We start from the raw sequence: 17,666 nt of genomic DNA, 5'->3' as shown, positions 1-17,666 counted from the left end.
TGCGCCCAGCGTCAGCTGGGAAGCTGGGCCGCGGCCTCCTCGTCGAGCAGCCAGAGCGTGGTCTCCAGGCCGATGGCCCCGGCGGCCGGCACCGTGACCGGTTGCGCGCCACCGATGGCGGCGGCGGCCGCGTCGGCCTTCCCGGCGCCCGACACCATCAGCCAGACCTCGCGGGAACGCTGAATCGCGGGCAGTGTCAAGGTGATTCGTTGCGGCGGCGGTTTGGGGGAGTCGTCGACCGCGACGACCATGCGGGTGGTCTCGAGGACGGCGGGGGTGTCGGGGAACAGGGAGTTGATGTGGCCCTCGGGACCCATGCCCAGCAGGTGGACGTCGAAGGTCGGCGCCGGCTCACCGGGAGCGGCGTTGGCGGCCAGCAGCTGTTCGTAGGCAAGGGCCGCCGCGGCCAGATCGTTGCCGAATTCGCCGTCACTGGCGGCCATCGGATGCACCTGGCTGGACGGAATGTCGACGTGATCGAGCAACGCCTCGCGCGCCTGCTTCTCGTTGCGCTCGTCGTCGTCCTCGGGAACGTAGCGCTCGTCACCCCAGAACAAATGCACCTTCGACCAGTCCACCCGCTGCGTGCGGAGATACTTCAGCAGCCCGATGCCGTTGCCGCCGCCGGTCAGCACGATCAGGGCGCGCCCCCGGGCCGCCACGGCGGCCTCGATGGTAGCGACCAGCCGGGAGCCGGCGGCCCGGACCAGGGCGTCGCCGTCGGGGACGATGTCGATCACGCGGCTCATGCGTACTGCACCTTGTCGATGCCCTCCAGCGCGGCGAAGTAGATCTCGTCGGGGTCCAGCCGCCGCATGTCTTCGGCCAGGCACTCTCGGGTTTCCCTGCGCGCCAATGGAACCAGGGCATCGGGGCGGCCCGTCCGGCTCAGGGTGGCCGTCGTGCCCTCCTGGGGCCGGCTCAGGGTGATGGTTTCGGACTTGCGCTCCAGCTCGACTTTGAGGTCGCCGACCACCCGGCGCACCGGCCCGTCGATCCGGCTGGCCAGCCAGCCCGCCAGCACGTCGAGCGCGGGCTCGGTTCGCAAACCGGACACCAGCGCCGACTCGATCTCCTCGTGCGGCTTCTGGTCCACCGCGGAGGTGAGCAGCGCCCGCCAGTAGGTGATGCGCGCCCAGGCTAAATCCGTGTCGCCGGCTGTATAACCCTGCAGCCGGCCCCGGATCGAAGACAGCGGATCGTCACTGTTGGTCGCGTCGGTGATGCGTCGAATCGCCAACTGGCCCAACGGGTCTTGGGCGGGTACCGCCGGGGCGACGTCGGGCCACCACGCCACCACCGGGATGTCGGGCAGCAGGAACGGAATGACGACGCTCTCGGCGTGATCGGCCAGCGGTCCCGACAGCCTCAGCACCACGACCTCCCCGGCGCCGGCGTCACCCCCGACGCGAACCTGGGCGTCCAACCGCGCCTCGGTGGCGTCGGCGTTGCCGGCGGTCACCACCAGGACCCGGCTCGGGTGCTCGTGGCTGGCGGCGTTGGCGGCCTCGATCGATTCCTCGACCATCGTGTCGTTGTCGGACTTGATGATCAGCGTCCCCACGCGGCCCATCGTGACGACGCCGGCCTGTTCGCGTAGCTCGTCGAGCTTCTTGTTGACCGCGGTGGTGCTGGTGTCCAGCAGATCGATAATCACGGGCGCCGCCATTCCCGCCCGGTGCGGCGCAACATCTCGAACGCCGACGCGGGCCCCCAGGTACCGGACTCATAGGAGTCGGGCTTGCCGTGTGTCGCCCAATAGTCGAGGACGGGATCGAGTATCTCCCAAGCCAATTCGACCTCCTCGTTCACCGGGAACAGCGACGGCTCGCCGAGCAGCACGTCCAGGATCAGCCGCTCGTACGCCTCGGGGGAATCCTCCACGAATGCCGAGCCGTAGGAGAAATCCATGTTGACGTCGCGGACTTCCATCGTGCTGCCCGGGACCTTGGAACCGAACCGCAAGGTGATGCCCTCGTCGGGCTGCACCCGGATGACGATGGCGTTGGTGCCGAGCTCGTCGGTCATGGTGGCGTCGAACGGCAGATGTGGCGCGCGTTTGAACACCAGGGCGATCTCGGTCACCCTGCGGCCCAACCGCTTTCCGGTTCGCAGGTAGAACGGGACACCGGCCCAGCGGCGGGTGTCGACCTCGAGCGTGATGGCGGCGAAGGTCTCGGTGGTGGAGTCCTGCGCGAAGCCCTCCTCGTCGAGCAGGCCGACCACTTTCTCGCCGCCCTGCCAGCCCGCGGCGTATTGGCCCCGGCTGCTGGTCTCGTCGAGCGGCTGCGCGAGCTGAGTGGCCGAGAGCACCTTGATCTTCTCCGCCTGCAAGGCATGCGGATTGAAGCTGACCGGCTCTTCCATCGCGGTCAGGGCCAGCAGCTGCATCAGGTGGTTCTGGATGACGTCGCGGGCGGCGCCGATGCCGTCGTAGTAGCCGGCCCGGCCACCCAGCCCGATGTCTTCGGCCATGGTGATCTGCACGTGGTCGACGTAGTGCGCGTTCCAGATCGGGTCCCATAGTTGATTGGCGAAGCGCAACGCCAGGATATTCTGCACCGTCTCCTTGCCCAGGTAGTGGTCGATGCGGAACACCGACTCCTCCGGGAACACCGAGTTGACCACGTGGTTGAGTTCGCGGGCGCTCTGCAGGTCGTGGCCGAACGGTTTCTCGATGACGACCCGGCTCCACCGGTCGTCCTGCGGTCGGGCCAGTCCGGAGGAGTGCAGCTGTTCGCACACCACCGGAAACGATTTGGGCGGGATCGCCAGGTAGAAGGCGTGATTGCCGCCGATGCCGCGCTCGGCATCGAGTTTCTCCAGCGTCTCGGCCAGCCGCCCGAACGCGGCCTCGTCGTCGAACTCGCCGCGCACGAACCGCAATCCGTCCGCCAGCCGCTCCCAGATCGCCTGGCGGAACGGGGTACGGCAGTGCTGCTTGACGTCGTCGAGGATCACCTGGGCAAAGGCGTCGTGATCCCAGTCGCGGCGGCCGAAGCCGACCAGCGAGAAGGTGGGCGGCAGCAGACCGCGGTTGGCCAGGTCATAGATGGCCGGCACCACTTTCTTGTGGGCCAGATCGCCGGTGACGCCGAAGAGCACCATGGCACACGGGCCGGCGATCCTGGGCAGGCGCTTGTCTTCTTTGTCCCGCAGCGGATTACGCCACTGCGTGGCAGCCGCGGCCCGGCTCATTGAGCGGTGGAACCCAGTTGCTTCTGCGTTTCCTCCAGCAGCTCGGTCCAGGAATCCACGAACTTCTCCACGCCCTCGTTCTCCAGGACCACGAACACGTCGGTCACGTCGACCCCGACCGCCGCCAGCTTGTCGAATACCGCCTGAGCTGCCTGCGCGGTGCCCGTGACGGTGTCGCCGTTGATGACGCCATGGTCGGCGACCGCGTCAATCGTCTTCTCCGGCATGGTGTTCACCGTGTGCGGCGCGACCAGCTCGGTCACGTAGAGGGTGTCGGAGTAGTCCGGATTCTTGACCCCGGTCGAGGCCCACAGCGGACGCTGAACCCGCGCGCCGTCGGCCTTGAGCGCCTGGTAGCGTTCGCCATTCTCGAAGACCTCCTGATAGGCGGCGTAGGCCAGCCGCGCGTTGGCGACACCGGCCTGGCCGCGCAGCGCGAGCGCGTCCGGGGTGGCGAGCTTCTCCAGCCGCTTGTCCACCTCGGTGTCCACCCGTGACACGAAAAACGATGCCACCGAATGGATTTTGGACAGGTCGTGCCCGGCTTCGCGTGCCTTCTCCATCCCGGTCAGGTAGGCGTCCATCACCTCGCGGTGCCGCTCGACGGAGAAGATGAGGGTGACGTTGACCGAAATCCCTTCCGCGAGAACGGCGGTGATGGCCGGCAGGCCGGCCTTGGTGGCCGGGATCTTGATGAACAGGTTCGGCCGGTCGACGATCTTCCACAGCTCGACGGCCTGCGCGATGGTCTTGTCCGTTTCGCTGGCCAGCCGCGGGTCGACCTCGATGGAAACCCGGCCGTCGACACCGTCGGAGGCCTCCCACTCGCGCGTCAGCACGTCGCAGGCGCTGCGCACGTCGTCGGTGGTGACGGTGCGGATGGTGGCATCGACATCGGCGCCGCGCTCGGCCAGCTCGGCGATCTGTTTGTCGTAGGCGTGGCCTTCGGCGAACGCCTTTTGGAAGATGGACGGATTGGTGGTCACGCCGACGACACTCTTGGTGTCGATCAGCTCCTGCAGGTTGCCGGATTGCAGCCGGTCCCGCGACAAGTCATCCAGCCAAACGGACACCCCCGCGGCGCTCAGCGCGGCCAGGTTGGGATTCTGACCGGTCATCTGAATCTCCCTCTCTCAGTTGTCAACTACCTGTTCCGCGGCGGCAGCGACGGCTTCGGCGGTGAAGCCATATTCACGGAACAAAGTCTTGTAGTCGGCGGATTCCCCGTAGTGCTCGATCGAGACGATCTTGCCGGTATCGCCGACCAGCTTGTGCCAGGACTGCGCGACGCCCGCCTCGACGGCCACCCGGGCCGACACCGACGGCGGCAGCACGCTGTCGCGGTATTCCTCGGGCTGCGACTCGAACCACTCCACGCACGGCATCGAGACCACCCGCGCCACAATGTCGCGGTCCGCCAACAGTTTCTGGGCCTCGACCGCGAGCTGCACCTCCGAGCCGGTGCCGATCAGGACGACGTCGGGCTCGTCACCGCCGTCGTCACCGAGGATGTAGCCGCCCCGTCCGACGCCCTCGAAGTTGGTGCCCTCCAGCACGGGCACTCCCTGCCGCGTCAGGATCAGGCCGACCGGGCCGCTGCCGTTGCCGCGGGCCAGGATTGTGCGCCACGCGTACGCGGTCTCGTTGGCGTCGGCGGGTCGCACCACCGACAGATGGGGGATCGCACGGAGCGCCGACAGGTGTTCGATCGGTTGGTGGGTGGGGCCGTCCTCGCCGAGCCCGATCGAGTCGTGCGTCCACACGTAGATGGTGTCGATGTTCATCAGCGACGCGAGCCGCACCGCCGGGCGCATGTAGTCGGAGAACTGCAGGAAGGTGCCGCCGTAGGCCCGGGTCGGCCCGTGCAGCACGATGCCGGACAGGATGGCGCCCATCGCGTGTTCGCGCACACCGAAGTGCAGCGTGCGACCGTACCAGTCGGCGGTGTAGTCCTTCGTCGAAATAGACGGGGGCCCAAACGATTTAACGTTGTCCATGGTGGTGTTGTTGCTGCCCGCCAGGTCGGCCGAGCCGCCCCACAGCTCCGGCAGTTTCGGGCCGACCGCGTTCAGCACCTTGCCGGACGCCGCACGGGTGGCCAGCGGCTTGTCTTCCGGTGTCCAAGTCGGGATGTCCGCGTCCCAGCCGTCGGGCAACTTCTCCGCCGTCAACCGGTCCAGCAGCGCCTTGCGCTCGGGTTCGCGCTGCGCCCACGCCTCGAACTCGGGTTGCCATTTCTCGTGCGCCTCTTTGCCCCGGTCGACCAGCTTGCGGGTGTGGGCGATGACGTCGTCGCGGACCTCGAACTTCTTGTCGGGATCGAAGCCGAGGATCTTCTTGACGGCCGCGACCTCGTCGTCGCCCAGCGCCGCGCCGTGCGCCTTGCCGGTGTTCATCAGGTTGGGCGCGGGGTAGCCGATGATGGTGCGCAGCGAGATGAACGACGGCCGGTCCGTGACGGACCGCGCGTTGGCGATGGCCTCCTCGATCGCGACGACGTTTTCGCCGCCCTCCACCTCCTGTACGTGCCAGCCGTACGCGCGGTAGCGGGCGGCGGTGTCCTCGCACAGCGCGATGTTGGTGTCGTCCTCGATGGAGATCTGGTTGTGGTCGTAGAACACGATCAGGTTGCCCAGCTGCTGCACGGCCGCCAGCGACGACGCCTCCGAGGTCACACCCTCCTCGATGTCGCCGTCGGAGGCGATCACGTAGATGTGGTGGTCGAACGGGCTTTCCCCGTGGGCGGCGTCCGGGTCGAACAAGCCGCGCTCGTAGCGCGATGCCATCGCCATCCCGACCGCCGACGCCAGGCCTTGGCCGAGCGGGCCGGTGGTGATCTCGACGCCCTTGGTGTGCCGGAACTCCGGATGCCCCGGAGTTTTGGATCCCCAGGTGCGCAGCGACTCGATGTCGGACAGCTCCAGGCCGAAGCCGCCAAGGTAGAGCTGCAGGTACAGGGTCAGGCTGCTGTGCCCGGCCGACAGCACGAACCGGTCGCGGCCCAACCAGTGCGGATCGCTGGGATCGTGCCGCATCGTGCGCTGAAACAGCGTGTACGCGAGCGGGGCCAGGCTCATCGCCGTCCCGGGATGCCCGTTGCCGACCTTTTGGACGGCGTCGGCGGCCAGCACCCGGATGGTGTCGACCGCCGCCGAGTCGATGTCGGCCCAGTCGTCGGGAAGGTGCTGTTGGGTCAGCGTGGAGATCTCTTCGAGTGTGGTCACAGACTCAATCCTTGGGTCATCAAGCTGATCAATCTCACCCTAGTGCGGGAGCCCCGGCGTTTGCAGTGCAGGATTTGGGGTAAGCGGGCCGGCCGGTGTGAAATTACGCGCAGGCCGATCACGCTTTGCATTCAGTCCCGCAAACGGGAAAATCTCGGAGTGAACAGACCCTGCGGGCGGGACGCCGCAGGCACGCGGTCTACCATCGTGCGTAGTAGATGCTGCGCGCCGCTGCGACCCCGAGGAGTTATTGCGTGAGCGTTCGCGGGCGCGTCGCGCCGAGCCGAATACGCCCCACCGTGCTGGCGTACCTGGCGCTGACCAAGCCGCGGGTCATCGAGCTGCTCTTGGTCACCGCGATCCCGGCGATGCTGCTTGCCGACCGCGGCCACGTGAACCCGCTGCTGATCCTCGACACGTTGATCGGCGGAATGCTGGCCGCCGGGGGCGCCAACACGCTCAACTGCGTGGCCGACGCCGACATCGACAAGATGATGCAGCGGACCGCCCGCCGGCCGCTGGCGCGCGCCGCGGTGCCGACGCGCAACGCGCTGGTGCTCGGGCTGGTGCTCAGCATCGGATCGTTCTTCTGGCTGTGGTGGACGACGAACCTGCTCTCGGGGCTGCTGGCCATCGCCACCATCGCGTTCTATGTGTTCGTCTACACGCTGCTGCTCAAGCGCCGCACGTCGCAGAACGTCGTGTGGGGCGGCGCGGCCGGGTGCATGCCGGTGATGATCGGATGGTCGGCCGTCACCGGCACCATCGGCTGGCCGGCGCTGGTGATGTTCGCGATCATCTTCTTCTGGACGCCACCGCACACCTGGGCGCTGGCGATGCGGTACAAGGACGACTACCGAGCGGCAGGCGTCCCGATGCTGCCGGCCGTGGCGACCGAGCGTCAGGTCACCAAGCAGATCCTGATCTACACCTGGTTGACGGTGCTGGCGACGCTGGCGCTGGCGCTGGCCACTGGCTGGCTCTACGCGGCGGTCGCGCTGCTGGCCGGGGTGTGGTTCCTGGCGATGGCCCACCAGCTCTACGCCGGAGTCCGCGCCGGCGAGCCGATCAAGCCGCTGCGGCTGTTCCTGCAGTCGAACAACTACCTCGCCGTGGTGTTCTGCGCGCTGGCGCTCGACTCGGTGATCGCGCTGCCGACGCTGCTCTAGCGGGTTACGGCAGCAGCACCACCGAGCCGGTCGTCTTGCGGCCCTGCAGGTCTTCGTGCGCGCGGGCCGCTTCGGCCAGCGGGTAGCGCCCGCCCACCTCGATCCGGATGGCCCCGCCGCCGACCGCGTCGAACAATTCCTCCGCGCGCCAGCTGAATTCCTGGGCGGTGCGCATGAAATGCACCAGCGAGGGCCGGGTCAGAAACACCGACCCGGCGGCATTGAGGCGCTGCGGATCGAACGGTGGAACGGGCCCGCTGGCGCCGCCGAACAGCGCCAGCGTCCCCCGGACGGCCAGGCTGGCCAGGCTGGCGTCGAAGGTGCTGGCGCCGACGCCGTCGTACACGGCCGCCACGCCGGCGCCGTCGGTCAGCGCGCGAATCCGCTCGCCGAACTGCGCTGCGTCGTCGGGGTAGGAGAGCACCTCGTCGGCTCCGGCGTCCTTCGAGATCCGCGCCTTCTCCGGTGTCGAGACCGTGGTGATCACCCGGGCGCCGAGCAGATGCGCCCATTGGGTGAGGATCAGCCCGACGCCGCCGGCGCCGGCGTGCACCAGCACCGCGTCGCCGCTTTGCACGGGATACACCGACTTGAGCAGGTAGTGCGCGGTCAGGCCCTTCAGCAGCACCGACGCCGCCACATCGGAGCCCACACCGTCGGGCACCTTTGCCGTCAAAAAGGCTGGGGCGGTTGCGAATTCGGCGTAGGCACCGGAGGCCGCCGCGGACGCCACCCGGTCCCCGACGTCGAGCCCGTCGACCCCGTCGCCCGTGGCGACGACGGTGCCGCAGCTCTCCTGGCCGAGGATGAAGGGCAGCTCACGCGGGTAATGGCCCGAGCGGAAGTAGGTGTCGATGAAGTTGACGCCGATCGCCTCGGCCTTGATCAATACCTGGCCGGGGCCGGGCGTGGGCTGCGCCGTCTCCACGTAGCGCAGGACTTCGGGACCACCGGTTTCGCTGATTTCGATTGCGTGCATGCGGATATCATGCCCGGGCATGAAGCTGGCCCGACCGGACGTCTTCCATCCGCGGATCGTGCTCGCGGGCGGCCCGCGCCACGCGGACGACGCCGGGCTGGTGCGGGTGCTGCGGGCGCGCGGCCTGCACGCTCGTTGGCTGCCCTGGGACGACCCGGAGACGCTGCGCGCTGACGTGGTGATCCTGCGCGCCGCCCCCGACGCACTCCGGCGCGACGAATTCCTCGCCTGGACCCGCCGCGTGCGCCACCTGCTCAACCCGCCCGACGCCGTCGCCTGGAACCTCGGCGAGCGATACCTGCGTGACCTGGAGAGCGACGGGGTGCCCACGATGTCGGGCGGGACGGCACGGTCGGCGTTGATCTTTCTCGGCGGGAAGCAGTCGCACGCCTGGCCGGGCGAGCCGGAGTTCGAGGTCTGGGATGTGGGTCACGCGGCCCTCGCGTCGGCCGCCGAGCGCGCCGGGATCGGCGTCGGCGAGCTGCTCTACGCGCGCGTCGACGTGGCTGGAGACCGGCGGGTGGGCTGGACGTCATCGCGCCCTCGCTCGGTTGGTCGCATCTTGATGTCGGCACCCGCGACCGGGCCCAGCGCCGGTTCGCGCTGGCCGTGGAGTCAGCGTGCGAGCGGCTCGGGCTCGGCCCGCTGTCGCATCGACGGCCATAGCCCCTGCCTAGGCCAGTGCCGCAGCGAGCTGATCGCCGAACAGTTTCAGCGATCGGGCGCTCAGCATCTCCTCGTGCTCGCAGTCGACGGGGTGCTCGGTGATTCGGCCGGCGACGTAGGGGCGCCAGCTTTGTTGGAGCGCCGAGCGGCCGCCCGTCGGTCGTGCCGAGAAGATGGTCATGTCGCCGTCGAATATGGCCGGCGAATGTTGTGCGCGCAGAAGCAAATTGGTGTTCGCGTTCTTGGCCATGGTCTCGACGAGTTGCCTCGATGGGAGTGCGAATTCCAGCGACTCGCGCTGCTGGATGCATGCCTCCACCTGCCCATGGGTGAGCGGTTGGGACTGCTCGGGAATATCGACGCCCGCGGCTATCAAAAGGGACTGCAGGACATCGCTTTCGGTCACCGAAGGTACGTCGTGAACATCTGACATGAGGAGTGAGTCGAGGGCGAGCAGGCGTGGGACGGCGCATCCTCGCCGGCGCAGCTCCACGGCGATCTCATGCGCGACGATGCCGCCGAAAGACCAGCCGAGTAGGTGATATGGGCCGTTCGGGTGAAGCGCCTGGATGGTATCGGCGTAGTTCTTGGCCAGGTCGCGCAGTGATCCGGGGCCGGATTGCCCGTCGTGCGGGGGCTGTTGAATGCCGATGATCGGGCAGTCCAGGTAGGCCAGCAGGCTTCGGTAGACCCAGCTGATTCCCGCGCCGGGGTGCAGACAGAAGAGCGGAATGCCGTCGCCCTCGGCGAGCACCTCCACCGGGACGACCTCGATCGAACTGTCCGGTGCGTGCAGCCGCTGGCTCAAGGCGGCGATGGTGGGCGCGTCAAATAGCGTGCGCACCGTGACCTGTGCTTCCAGGGCAGGGTTGAGGGCGGCGACGGCCCGCATGGCCAGCAGGGAGTTGCCACCCAGCTCGAAGAAGGAGTCGTCGATGCCGACGCGTTCGACGCCCAGCACGCGGGCGTAGATGTCCGCGAGGATCCGTTCGACGTCGGTGCTGGGGGCGCGATAGTTGTCGATGTCGCCGTAGTGCGGGGCGGGCAAGGCCCGGGTGTCGAGTTTGCCGTTGACGTTGCGCGGCAGCTGGGGCAGGACCACGAACGCGGCGGGCAGCATGTAGTGGGGCAGGCGGTCAGCCAACGCGGTGCGTGCGGCGGCGGGGTCGAGGGCGCCGGCGTAGTAGGCCACGAGGCGTTTGTCGCCGGGGCGGTCTTCGCGGGCGATGACCGCGGCGTGGTCGACGCCGTCGAGTTCGGTTAGGGCGGTGGCGATTTCGGCGGGTTCGACGCGGTGTCCGCGGATTTTGAGTTGTTCGTCGGCGCGTCCGAGGCAGTGGAGTTGGCCGTCGGCGTCCCAGCGCGCCAGGTCTCCGGTGCGATACATCCGTGTCGCGGTGGTGCCGAAGGGGCAGGCGACAAAGCGGGCCGCGGTCAGGCCCGGGCGCCGCCAGTAGCCGGTGCCGACCTGGGGGCCGGCGACATACAGTTCCCCGATCACCCCGGCCGGCACCGGGCGCAGCCATGGATCGAGGACGAACAAGGCCGCGCCGGCCACGGGTGTTCCGATGGGGGCGGGCCGCGTGTCGGGGGTCAGCGGCGCGCTGGTGGAGACCCAGACCGTGGTTTCGGTGGGGCCGTAGGCGTTGATCATGGTTCGTCCGGGCGCCCAGCGCTGGACGAGTTCGTCGGTGCAGGCCTCGCCGAGCAGTATCAGCGTGGTCGAGTCCAAGCCTTCCGGCGACAAGACCGCCGCCGCGGACGGGGTTTGGGTGAGCATGCTGACCTGATGGTCGACCAGCAGGGCGTGAAAGTCGTTGGGGGAGCGGGTGATTTGCTCCGGGACGACGAGCAGTGTGGCGCCGTGCAGTAGCGCGCCGAAGATTTCGTAGACCGAGAAGTCAAAGCCGTAGGAATGGCAGTGAGTGACGGTGTGGCCGGCGGTGCGGGTGAACGGGTCGAGTGTGGTGAGGAGTTGGGTGATGTTGTGGTGGGTGATGGCAACGCCTTTGGGCGTCCCGGTGGTGCCCGAGGTGTAGAGGAAGTAGGCGATGTCCGCGGGTGCGGGGGCGGGCAGCGGGGTGGCCGGCTGCCCGGCGTGCGTCGGGTCGTTGATGTCGATGACCGGCACGGGGTACTGGTCGAGTAGGCCGGCCAGCTCGTCGGTGGCGAGGGCGGCGACCGGTGCGGTGTCCTCGAGCATGAAGGTGACCCGCGCTGACGGGTGGGCGGGGTCGATCGGCAGATAGGCCGCTCCAGTCTTGAGCACAGCCAGCATCGCGATCACGGCTTGCGCGGAACGCTCAAACGCGAGCGCGACCACATCGCCGGGGCCCACCCCGCGACCAACCAGCGCATGGGCGAGTTTGTTGGTGGCGGTGTCGAGTTCGCGATACGTCCAGGAGTTGTCGCCGCAGACCAGCGCGACCGCTTCGGGTACGCGGGCGGCCTGGGCGCTGAACAATTCCGGAACCGACACCGCCGACACCGGCCGCGTCAGTGCGGCGCGGTTGCCCCACGCGTCCAACCGGGTGTGGTCGGTCCCGTCGAACAGGTCCACCGACGACAGCGGCCGCTCGGGCTGGGTCGTCATCACCCGCAGCAGCCGGTGCAAGCGCCGCGTCAGTGCCTCGATGCCGTCCGCGTCGAAGACATCGGTGGCGTACTCGAAGCGAAATCCCAGCTGGGTTCCCGGTTCGACGATCAATGTCAGGGCGTAGTGGGTGAATTCGCGGCTCGTGACGTCGGTGACCGTCAGTTGGTGCGCGACTTGGTGTTGCGCGCTGACTGGGTAGTTTTCGTAGATGAACAGGGTGTCGAACAGTGCTTCGTGACCGGTCAGCCGGTGGATGTCAGTGAGCGCGAGGTGCTGGTGTTCGAGGGTGTCGTTGTGTACATGGCGGAGTTGGTTGATCAGTTGTGACGTGTTGGTGTCCGCTGTGATGTTGGCGCGCACGGGAATGGTGTTGATCAACAGGCCCACCATCGATTGAGTGCCGGCCAGATCGGCGGTCCGTCCCGAGACCGTGGTGCCGAACGCGATGTCGGTGGCACCGGTCAATCCGGCTAGCAGTTGCGACCAGGCGGCCTGCAGCACGATGTTGACGGTGGTGTGGTGGGAACGGGCCAATCGCGTCAGCGCTTCGGTGGTTTCGGTGGGTAGTTGGCACGATTTCACCGCGCGTTGGGCGAGCCGTCGTGTGGGGCCGAGCAAGGTGGGCGTTTGGAAGCCGGAAAACAGGGTGCGCCAAGCTGTTTGGGCGTCGCTGTGATCTTGGCCGGCCAGCCATGTGACAAAGTTGCGGTAGGGGGTGGGCGCGGGCAGCGGCCGGTGGTCGTAGCTGGCGAAGATCTCGCTGAGCAGGATCGCCAGTGACCAGCCGTCGCACACGATGTGGTGGTTGGTGAGCACCAGGGTGTGTTCGTCGGATGCGGTGCGGATCAGGGCGGCCCGGAATGGACTGCAGTGGCTGATATCTCCGATGGCGGCTCGTTCGGCGGCGCGCACGGGCTCGATGTCGGGTTGCGGGCTCTCGGTGAGATCGACATAGCGCCACGGCACCGCGGGATCATCGACGATGACCTGCACCGGCTGGTCGAGATGCTGGTAGGCGAAGCGGGCGGCCAGGTTGGGGTGGCGGGCTACGACGGTTTGCACGGCGTCGTGCAGGCGGTGGCCCTCGAGTTGGCCCTTGAGGCCGATCTCAACTTGCACCAGGTAGGCCTGCGTGGCGTCCTGCTGGTCGACGCTGTGAAAAAGCAATCCCTGCTGTAATGGCGTCAGCGGCAGGAGATCTCGGACCCGGTGGGTCTGCTCCAGGCGCTCGATTTGGTGTTGGGTCAACCGGAGGGGAACCAGATCGGACGGCGTGTACCCGCCTCCGCCCTTGGTGACGTGAGCGCAGATGCCGGTCAGCGCCTCAAACCACAGCCGGCCCAGCCGGGTGATCTGGGTGTCGTCGAATTCCGAGGATGCCCAGGTCCAGCTGGCCTGTAGTTGGGGGCCGCTGTCGGTGTCGACGGTGACCGCGTTGAGTTCTACCATGTGCGCCAGGGGCGAACCGGCGCGCGCGGCATCGGTGGACAGCAGGTCCGAATCGGTGATGCGCCAGAGGGCTTCATCGGTCTGCGCCGCTGGCGAAACACCAAGGCGCCCCAAGTAGTTGAAACCGATTGTGGGGTCGGCACCGATCAGCTCGGCGTCGGCGTTGAGGTAGCGCAGCAGGCCGTAGGTCAGGCCGTCCGGTATCGCGCGAAGCTGCTCTTTGAGGCGCTTGACCGCCGCTCCCACCGCCGTCGCCCCGGCGAGCACCTGGGGCCACGGCACCCGGTCGACGGTCAAGCCCACCGGATATTTGGTCGTGAACCAGCCCACCGTGCGGGACAGGTCAATTCCGGGGGCCACGCCCTCGTCGCGGCCGTGGCCCTCGACGTCGATGCTGATCGAATCGTCCCCGCGGTCCAGGAACTGTGCCCAGGCAAACGCGAAAGCGATCAGCAGGATCTCGTGCACTCCGGTGTGAAAGGCCGCGGGCGCCGCACCGAGCAGCAGGCGCGTGGTCGCTGCGTCCAGCCATGCCGAGTGATGCCGGCTGGTGACGGTGTCGGGCGCGGGCAGCGCGGGTGGGATCGCCGCGATCTGGCGCCATGCCGCCAGCTGATCGGTCACGGCCGGGCGGGAGGCGTACTCGGCCAGCACTTCGGACCAACGGCGAAACGAGGTGCCCCCGCCGGCGAGCATCACTTGCCGGCCGTCGCGGTGCTGGTCCCACCCGGTGTTGATGTCGTCGAGCAGGATGCGCCAGGACACCCCGTCGACGCTGAGATGATGAATGGCCAACACCAACTGGGTGGTGGAAGCCACCCAAACGGCACTGAGCATCACCCCGGCCGCGGGGTCTAACCGAGACCATGCCGCGCGCAGCGCCGCTTCCGACAGCACGGCCACCTGTTGCACACAGTCGCGTGCATCCACGCAGCCCGGCGGGCCCGCCACCAGTGACCACTGCCCCCCGGCGGCCGCGTCGGTGTGCAGCCGCAACCGCAACATCGGGTGGCGATCCAGCAATGCCTGCACCAACAGCACCGCGTCTTCCCCGCCGACGCCGCTGGGGGCCTGCAACAGCGCGGTCTGATGGAACCGCCCGGCCAGCGTGTCCACGCTGTGCAGCCACCGAATGATCGGAGTCGGGGTGACGTCGCCGAGACCGTCATCGGCCACCTCCCCGGCGGGGCCGTCGTCACCCTCCCCGATCATGCGCGCGACCCGGGCCAGCCCGGCGACGGTGTGCTCGGTGAAAAGGTCGCGGGGCGAGCAGAGGGCTCCCGCGGCGCGGGCCCGTGCGGCAACCTGGATGGCGAGAATGCTGTCGCCGCCCAGGTCGAAAAATGATTCATCGATGCCGACGCGCTCGATCCCCAGCACCTCGGCGTAGATGGCGGCGAGGATTTCTTCCAGCTCGGTGCCGGGCGCGCGGTAGCCGTCAGCCTGGCCGTAGTGGGGTGCGGGCAGGGCGCCGGTGTCGAGTTTGCCGTTGACGGTGCGTGGCAGTTGGGGCAGGACCACCACCGCGGCGGGCAGCATATGCGGGGGTAACCGGTGCGCGAGTGCGGCGCGCGCGGCGGTGGGGTCCAGGGTGCCGGTGCAGTACGCGACGAGGCGCTTGTCGCCGGGGCGGTCCTCGCGCGCGATCACGACGGCGTGGTCGATTCCGTCGAGTTCGGTTAGGGCGCTGGCGATTTCGGCGGGTTCGACGCGATGCCCGCGGATCTTGACCTGTTGGTCCGCGCGGCCCACGTACTGTAGTTGGCCATCGGCGCCCCAGCGCACCAGATCCCCGGTGCGATACATCCGCGCCCCCGCGCCGCCGAAGGGGCAGGCGACGAACCGGGACGCGGTCAGGGCTGCGCGGTGCCAATACCCGCATCCCACGCCCTCGCCGGCGACGTACAGCTCTCCAGCCACTCCGGGCGGGACGGCCCGCAGCCACGGATCCAGAACGAAAAACGCCGCGCCCGCCGCCGGTACTCCGATCGCCGCCGGCCTAGAACCCGGCGTCAGCGGCGCACTCATCGATGTGTACATGGTGGTTTCGGTGGGGCCGTAGGCGTTGACCATGACCCGCCCCGGCGCCCAGCGATCCACCAACTCGTCCGGACAAGCCTCACCGCCGACCATCAGCGCGGTCGACTCCAGGCCATGGCTGGGCAATACCGCTGCCGCGGAAGGGGTTTGGGTGAGCACCGTGACCCGTTCCGCTACCAGCAGGGCGTGAAAGTCGTCGGGGCAACGGGTGGCCGATTCCGGCACCACGATCAGTCGCCCGCCGTCCAACAACGCGCCCCAGATCTCGAAGGCCGAGAAGTCGAAGCTATAGGAATGGCACTGCGTCCAGACCCGCTGCGCCGCAGCGGGAAACGGGGTGGGCGAGCTGATCAGCTGGGTGATGCTGTGGTGGGTGATGGCAACGCCTTTGGGGGTCCCGGTGGTGCCCGAGGTGTAGAGCAGGTACGCGATATCGTCGGCCGCGGGTGTCGGCAACGTGGTGCCCGGCCGGCCGGCCAGCGTCTCGTCGTTCACATCGATGACCGGCGGCCCATGGCCGGCGAGCCGGCCCGTCAGCTCGCTCGTGCTCAATATCGCCGCGGGTGTGGCGTCCTCGAACATGAAGGCGATGCGGGCATCGGGGTGCGCGGGGTCGATGGGCAGGTAGGCCGCCCCCGTCTTCAAAACCGCCAGCATCGCGACGATGGCCCGCGCTGAGCGCTCGAACACCAGCGCGACCACGTCGCCGGTGCCCACCCCCCGCTCGACCAGCACATGGGCCAGTTGATTGGCGGCGGCATCGAGCTCGCGGTAGGTCCATGAGGCACCCGCGTCGATGAGTGCCACCGCCTCGGGGGTGCGGGTCACCTGTGTGGCAAACAATTCCGGAACCGAGACCGCGGCCCGCGGCGCCGTCAGCGCGGCGCGGTTGCCCCACGCATCCAGCCGGGAGTGTTCGGTCTCGGTCAGCAGATCCACCGTTGACGGCCGCCGCTGCGGATGAACGGTCAACTCTGCCAACAGTTTCTGTAGTCGGTGGACCAGGGTGCCGATGGTGGCGGCATCGAAGACGTCGGTGCGGTATTCCACGTCGCCGTCGATACCGGCGGGCTCTCCGGTGGGGGTGAAGCGTTCGGTGAGGGAGAACGCGAAGTCCATGCGGGCGCTATGCGTGTGTGCCGGCACGGTGGTGATGTCGAGATCGGCCAGCACGGGCCGGATGGTGTGTTGCGGGGCGAGCATCACCTGGATCAGGGGGTGATGGGTCAGCGATCGGGTGGGGTTGAGCCGTTCGACGAGGACCTCGAAGGGCACGTCGGGATGCTCGAGGGCCTCCAGGGTGCGGTCGCGCACCTGGGCGAGCAGCTCGGTGAAGCTGGGATCGCCGGTCAGGTCGATGCGCAGGACCACGGTGTTGACGAACATGCCGACCAGCTCGTCGACGGAGGGGTGATCGCGCCCGGCCACGGGGAACCCGATCGCCACCTCTTGGCTACCGCTCAGCGCCGACAGCAGCGCGGCGAGGGCGGCCTGAATCACCATGAAACTGCTCGCGTGGTGCGCGTGGGCCAGGCGGGTCACCCGCTGGTGCAACTGCGCTGGCCAGTCCACACTCAGGCTGGCGCCGCGCTGATCGGCCACCGGGGGGTAGGGCCGGTCGGTCGGCAGCTGCAAGCGTTCGGGCATGCCGGCCAGGGTTTGTTCCCAATAGGCCAGCTGAGAGGCGATGGCGCTGCCCGGGTCGGCCAGATCACCCAACTGCTCACGCTGCCACAGGGTGTAGTCGACGTACGGCAGCGCTAACGGGGTCCAGTCGGGGGCTTCTCCGGCGCGCCGGCTGGCATAGGCCACGGCGAGATCGTTGAGCAACGGGGCCCAGGACAAACCGTCCGCGGCGATGTGGTGAACCACGATCACCAGCACGTGGTGGTGCTCGTCAACCTTGAAAAGCTGTGCCCGAAAAGGGATTTCGGCGGCTAGATCAAAACTATGGCCCGCCTGGGTGTCGATGGCCTGCTGCAGCCGCGCGGCCGGCCAGCTAGTCGCGTCGAGGATCTGCCAGTCCAGCCGGGCGTGCTCGGCGGGCAGGATCCGCTGTTGGGGGATTCCGTTGTACGCCCGAAATAGCGTGCGCAACGGTTCGTGGCGGGCCACCACATCGGCTAATGCCGCACCCAGGGCGTCGGGATCCAGGGGGCCTTGCAGTCGCAGGGCGCGGGCAATGTTGTAGACCGGGCCGGGTCCCTGGAGCTGGTCGAGCAGCCAGAGCCGGTTTTGGGCGTACGACAACGGGATCACCGCGGGTCGGTCAGCGGCCGCCGACGGGGTGCGTCGCGGTGATCTGGTCCTCACCCGCCCCTTTTGCTGTGAAGGCGTCGAGTGCG

Annotated in this window: 7 protein-coding genes and 2 pseudogenes; 2 read left to right on the top strand and 7 right to left on the bottom strand. The window is 68.2% G+C overall.

The window, feature by feature from the left end:
* Positions 1-11 precede the first annotated feature (11 nt).
* The 5 genes from pgl to tkt are packed head-to-tail and all read right to left on the bottom strand — an operon-like array spanning position 12 to position 6,422.
* The gene (gene pgl, locus A5744_RS16975) at positions 12-749 is read right to left on the bottom strand and encodes a 6-phosphogluconolactonase (RefSeq protein WP_076062944.1); all 738 of its coding nucleotides are present in this window, start codon (positions 747-749) and stop codon (positions 12-14) included.
* Positions 746-1,657 (bottom strand): glucose-6-phosphate dehydrogenase assembly protein OpcA, encoded by a 912-nt coding sequence (gene opcA, locus A5744_RS16970; RefSeq protein ID WP_076063046.1) that lies wholly within the window; start codon positions 1,655-1,657, stop codon positions 746-748. The genes pgl and opcA overlap by 4 nt, the downstream gene beginning before the upstream one ends.
* Entirely contained in the window at positions 1,654-3,198 is a 1,545-nt protein-coding gene (zwf, locus tag A5744_RS16965) for a glucose-6-phosphate dehydrogenase (protein WP_076062941.1), read from the bottom strand. Before zwf ends, opcA begins: the two co-directional genes overlap by 4 nt.
* Positions 3,195-4,316 (bottom strand): transaldolase, encoded by a 1,122-nt coding sequence (gene tal / locus A5744_RS16960; protein WP_076062939.1) that lies wholly within the window; start codon positions 4,314-4,316, stop codon positions 3,195-3,197. Before tal ends, zwf begins: the two co-directional genes overlap by 4 nt.
* Before the next feature lie 15 nt (positions 4,317-4,331).
* Positions 4,332-6,422, bottom strand: coding sequence for a transketolase (gene tkt, locus A5744_RS16955; protein WP_076062937.1), 2,091 nt, complete (start codon positions 6,420-6,422; stop codon positions 4,332-4,334).
* Positions 6,423-6,676: 254 nt separating this feature from the next.
* On the opposite strand from tkt, the gene A5744_RS16950 reads away from it, so the two are divergent.
* Positions 6,677-7,591, top strand: a complete 915-nt coding sequence (locus A5744_RS16950; RefSeq protein ID WP_076062935.1) for a heme o synthase — start codon at positions 6,677-6,679, stop codon at positions 7,589-7,591.
* A 4-nt stretch (positions 7,592-7,595) separates the two neighbouring features.
* Here A5744_RS16950 and A5744_RS16945 read toward each other — a convergent pair whose 3' ends face one another.
* Positions 7,596-8,570, bottom strand: coding sequence for a quinone oxidoreductase (locus tag A5744_RS16945; protein ID WP_076062932.1), 975 nt, complete (start codon positions 8,568-8,570; stop codon positions 7,596-7,598).
* Between the two features lie 19 nt (positions 8,571-8,589).
* Between A5744_RS16945 and A5744_RS25100 the strand changes: the two are divergent.
* Positions 8,590-9,236: pseudogene (locus A5744_RS25100) on the top strand (hypothetical protein).
* A gap of 7 nt (positions 9,237-9,243) precedes the next feature.
* Here the strand turns inward: A5744_RS25100 and A5744_RS25240 are convergent.
* Positions 9,244-17,589 (bottom strand): annotated as a pseudogene (locus A5744_RS25240) (amino acid adenylation domain-containing protein); the annotation flags it as partial.
* Positions 17,590-17,666 lie beyond the last annotated feature (77 nt).

The sequence above is a fragment of the Mycobacterium sp. IS-1264 genome, from assembly GCF_001954195.1.
Taxonomy (GTDB): domain Bacteria; phylum Actinomycetota; class Actinomycetes; order Mycobacteriales; family Mycobacteriaceae; genus Mycobacterium.
Note: the sequence above shows the minus strand (reverse complement) of the source record. Positions and strands in the feature narration are given on the sequence as shown.

Excerpts from the sequence above, each read along its gene's own strand:
- pgl (WP_076062944.1), bottom strand. The coding sequence starts at position 749 with ATGAGCCGCGTGATCGACATCGTCCCCGACGGCGACGCCCTGGTCCGG.
- zwf (WP_076062941.1), bottom strand. The coding sequence starts at position 3,198 with ATGAGCCGGGCCGCGGCTGCCACGCAGTGGCGTAATCCGCTGCGGGAC.
- tal (WP_076062939.1), bottom strand. The coding sequence starts at position 4,316 with ATGACCGGTCAGAATCCCAACCTGGCCGCGCTGAGCGCCGCGGGGGTG.
- A5744_RS16945 (WP_076062932.1), bottom strand. The coding sequence starts at position 8,570 with ATGCACGCAATCGAAATCAGCGAAACCGGTGGTCCCGAAGTCCTGCGC.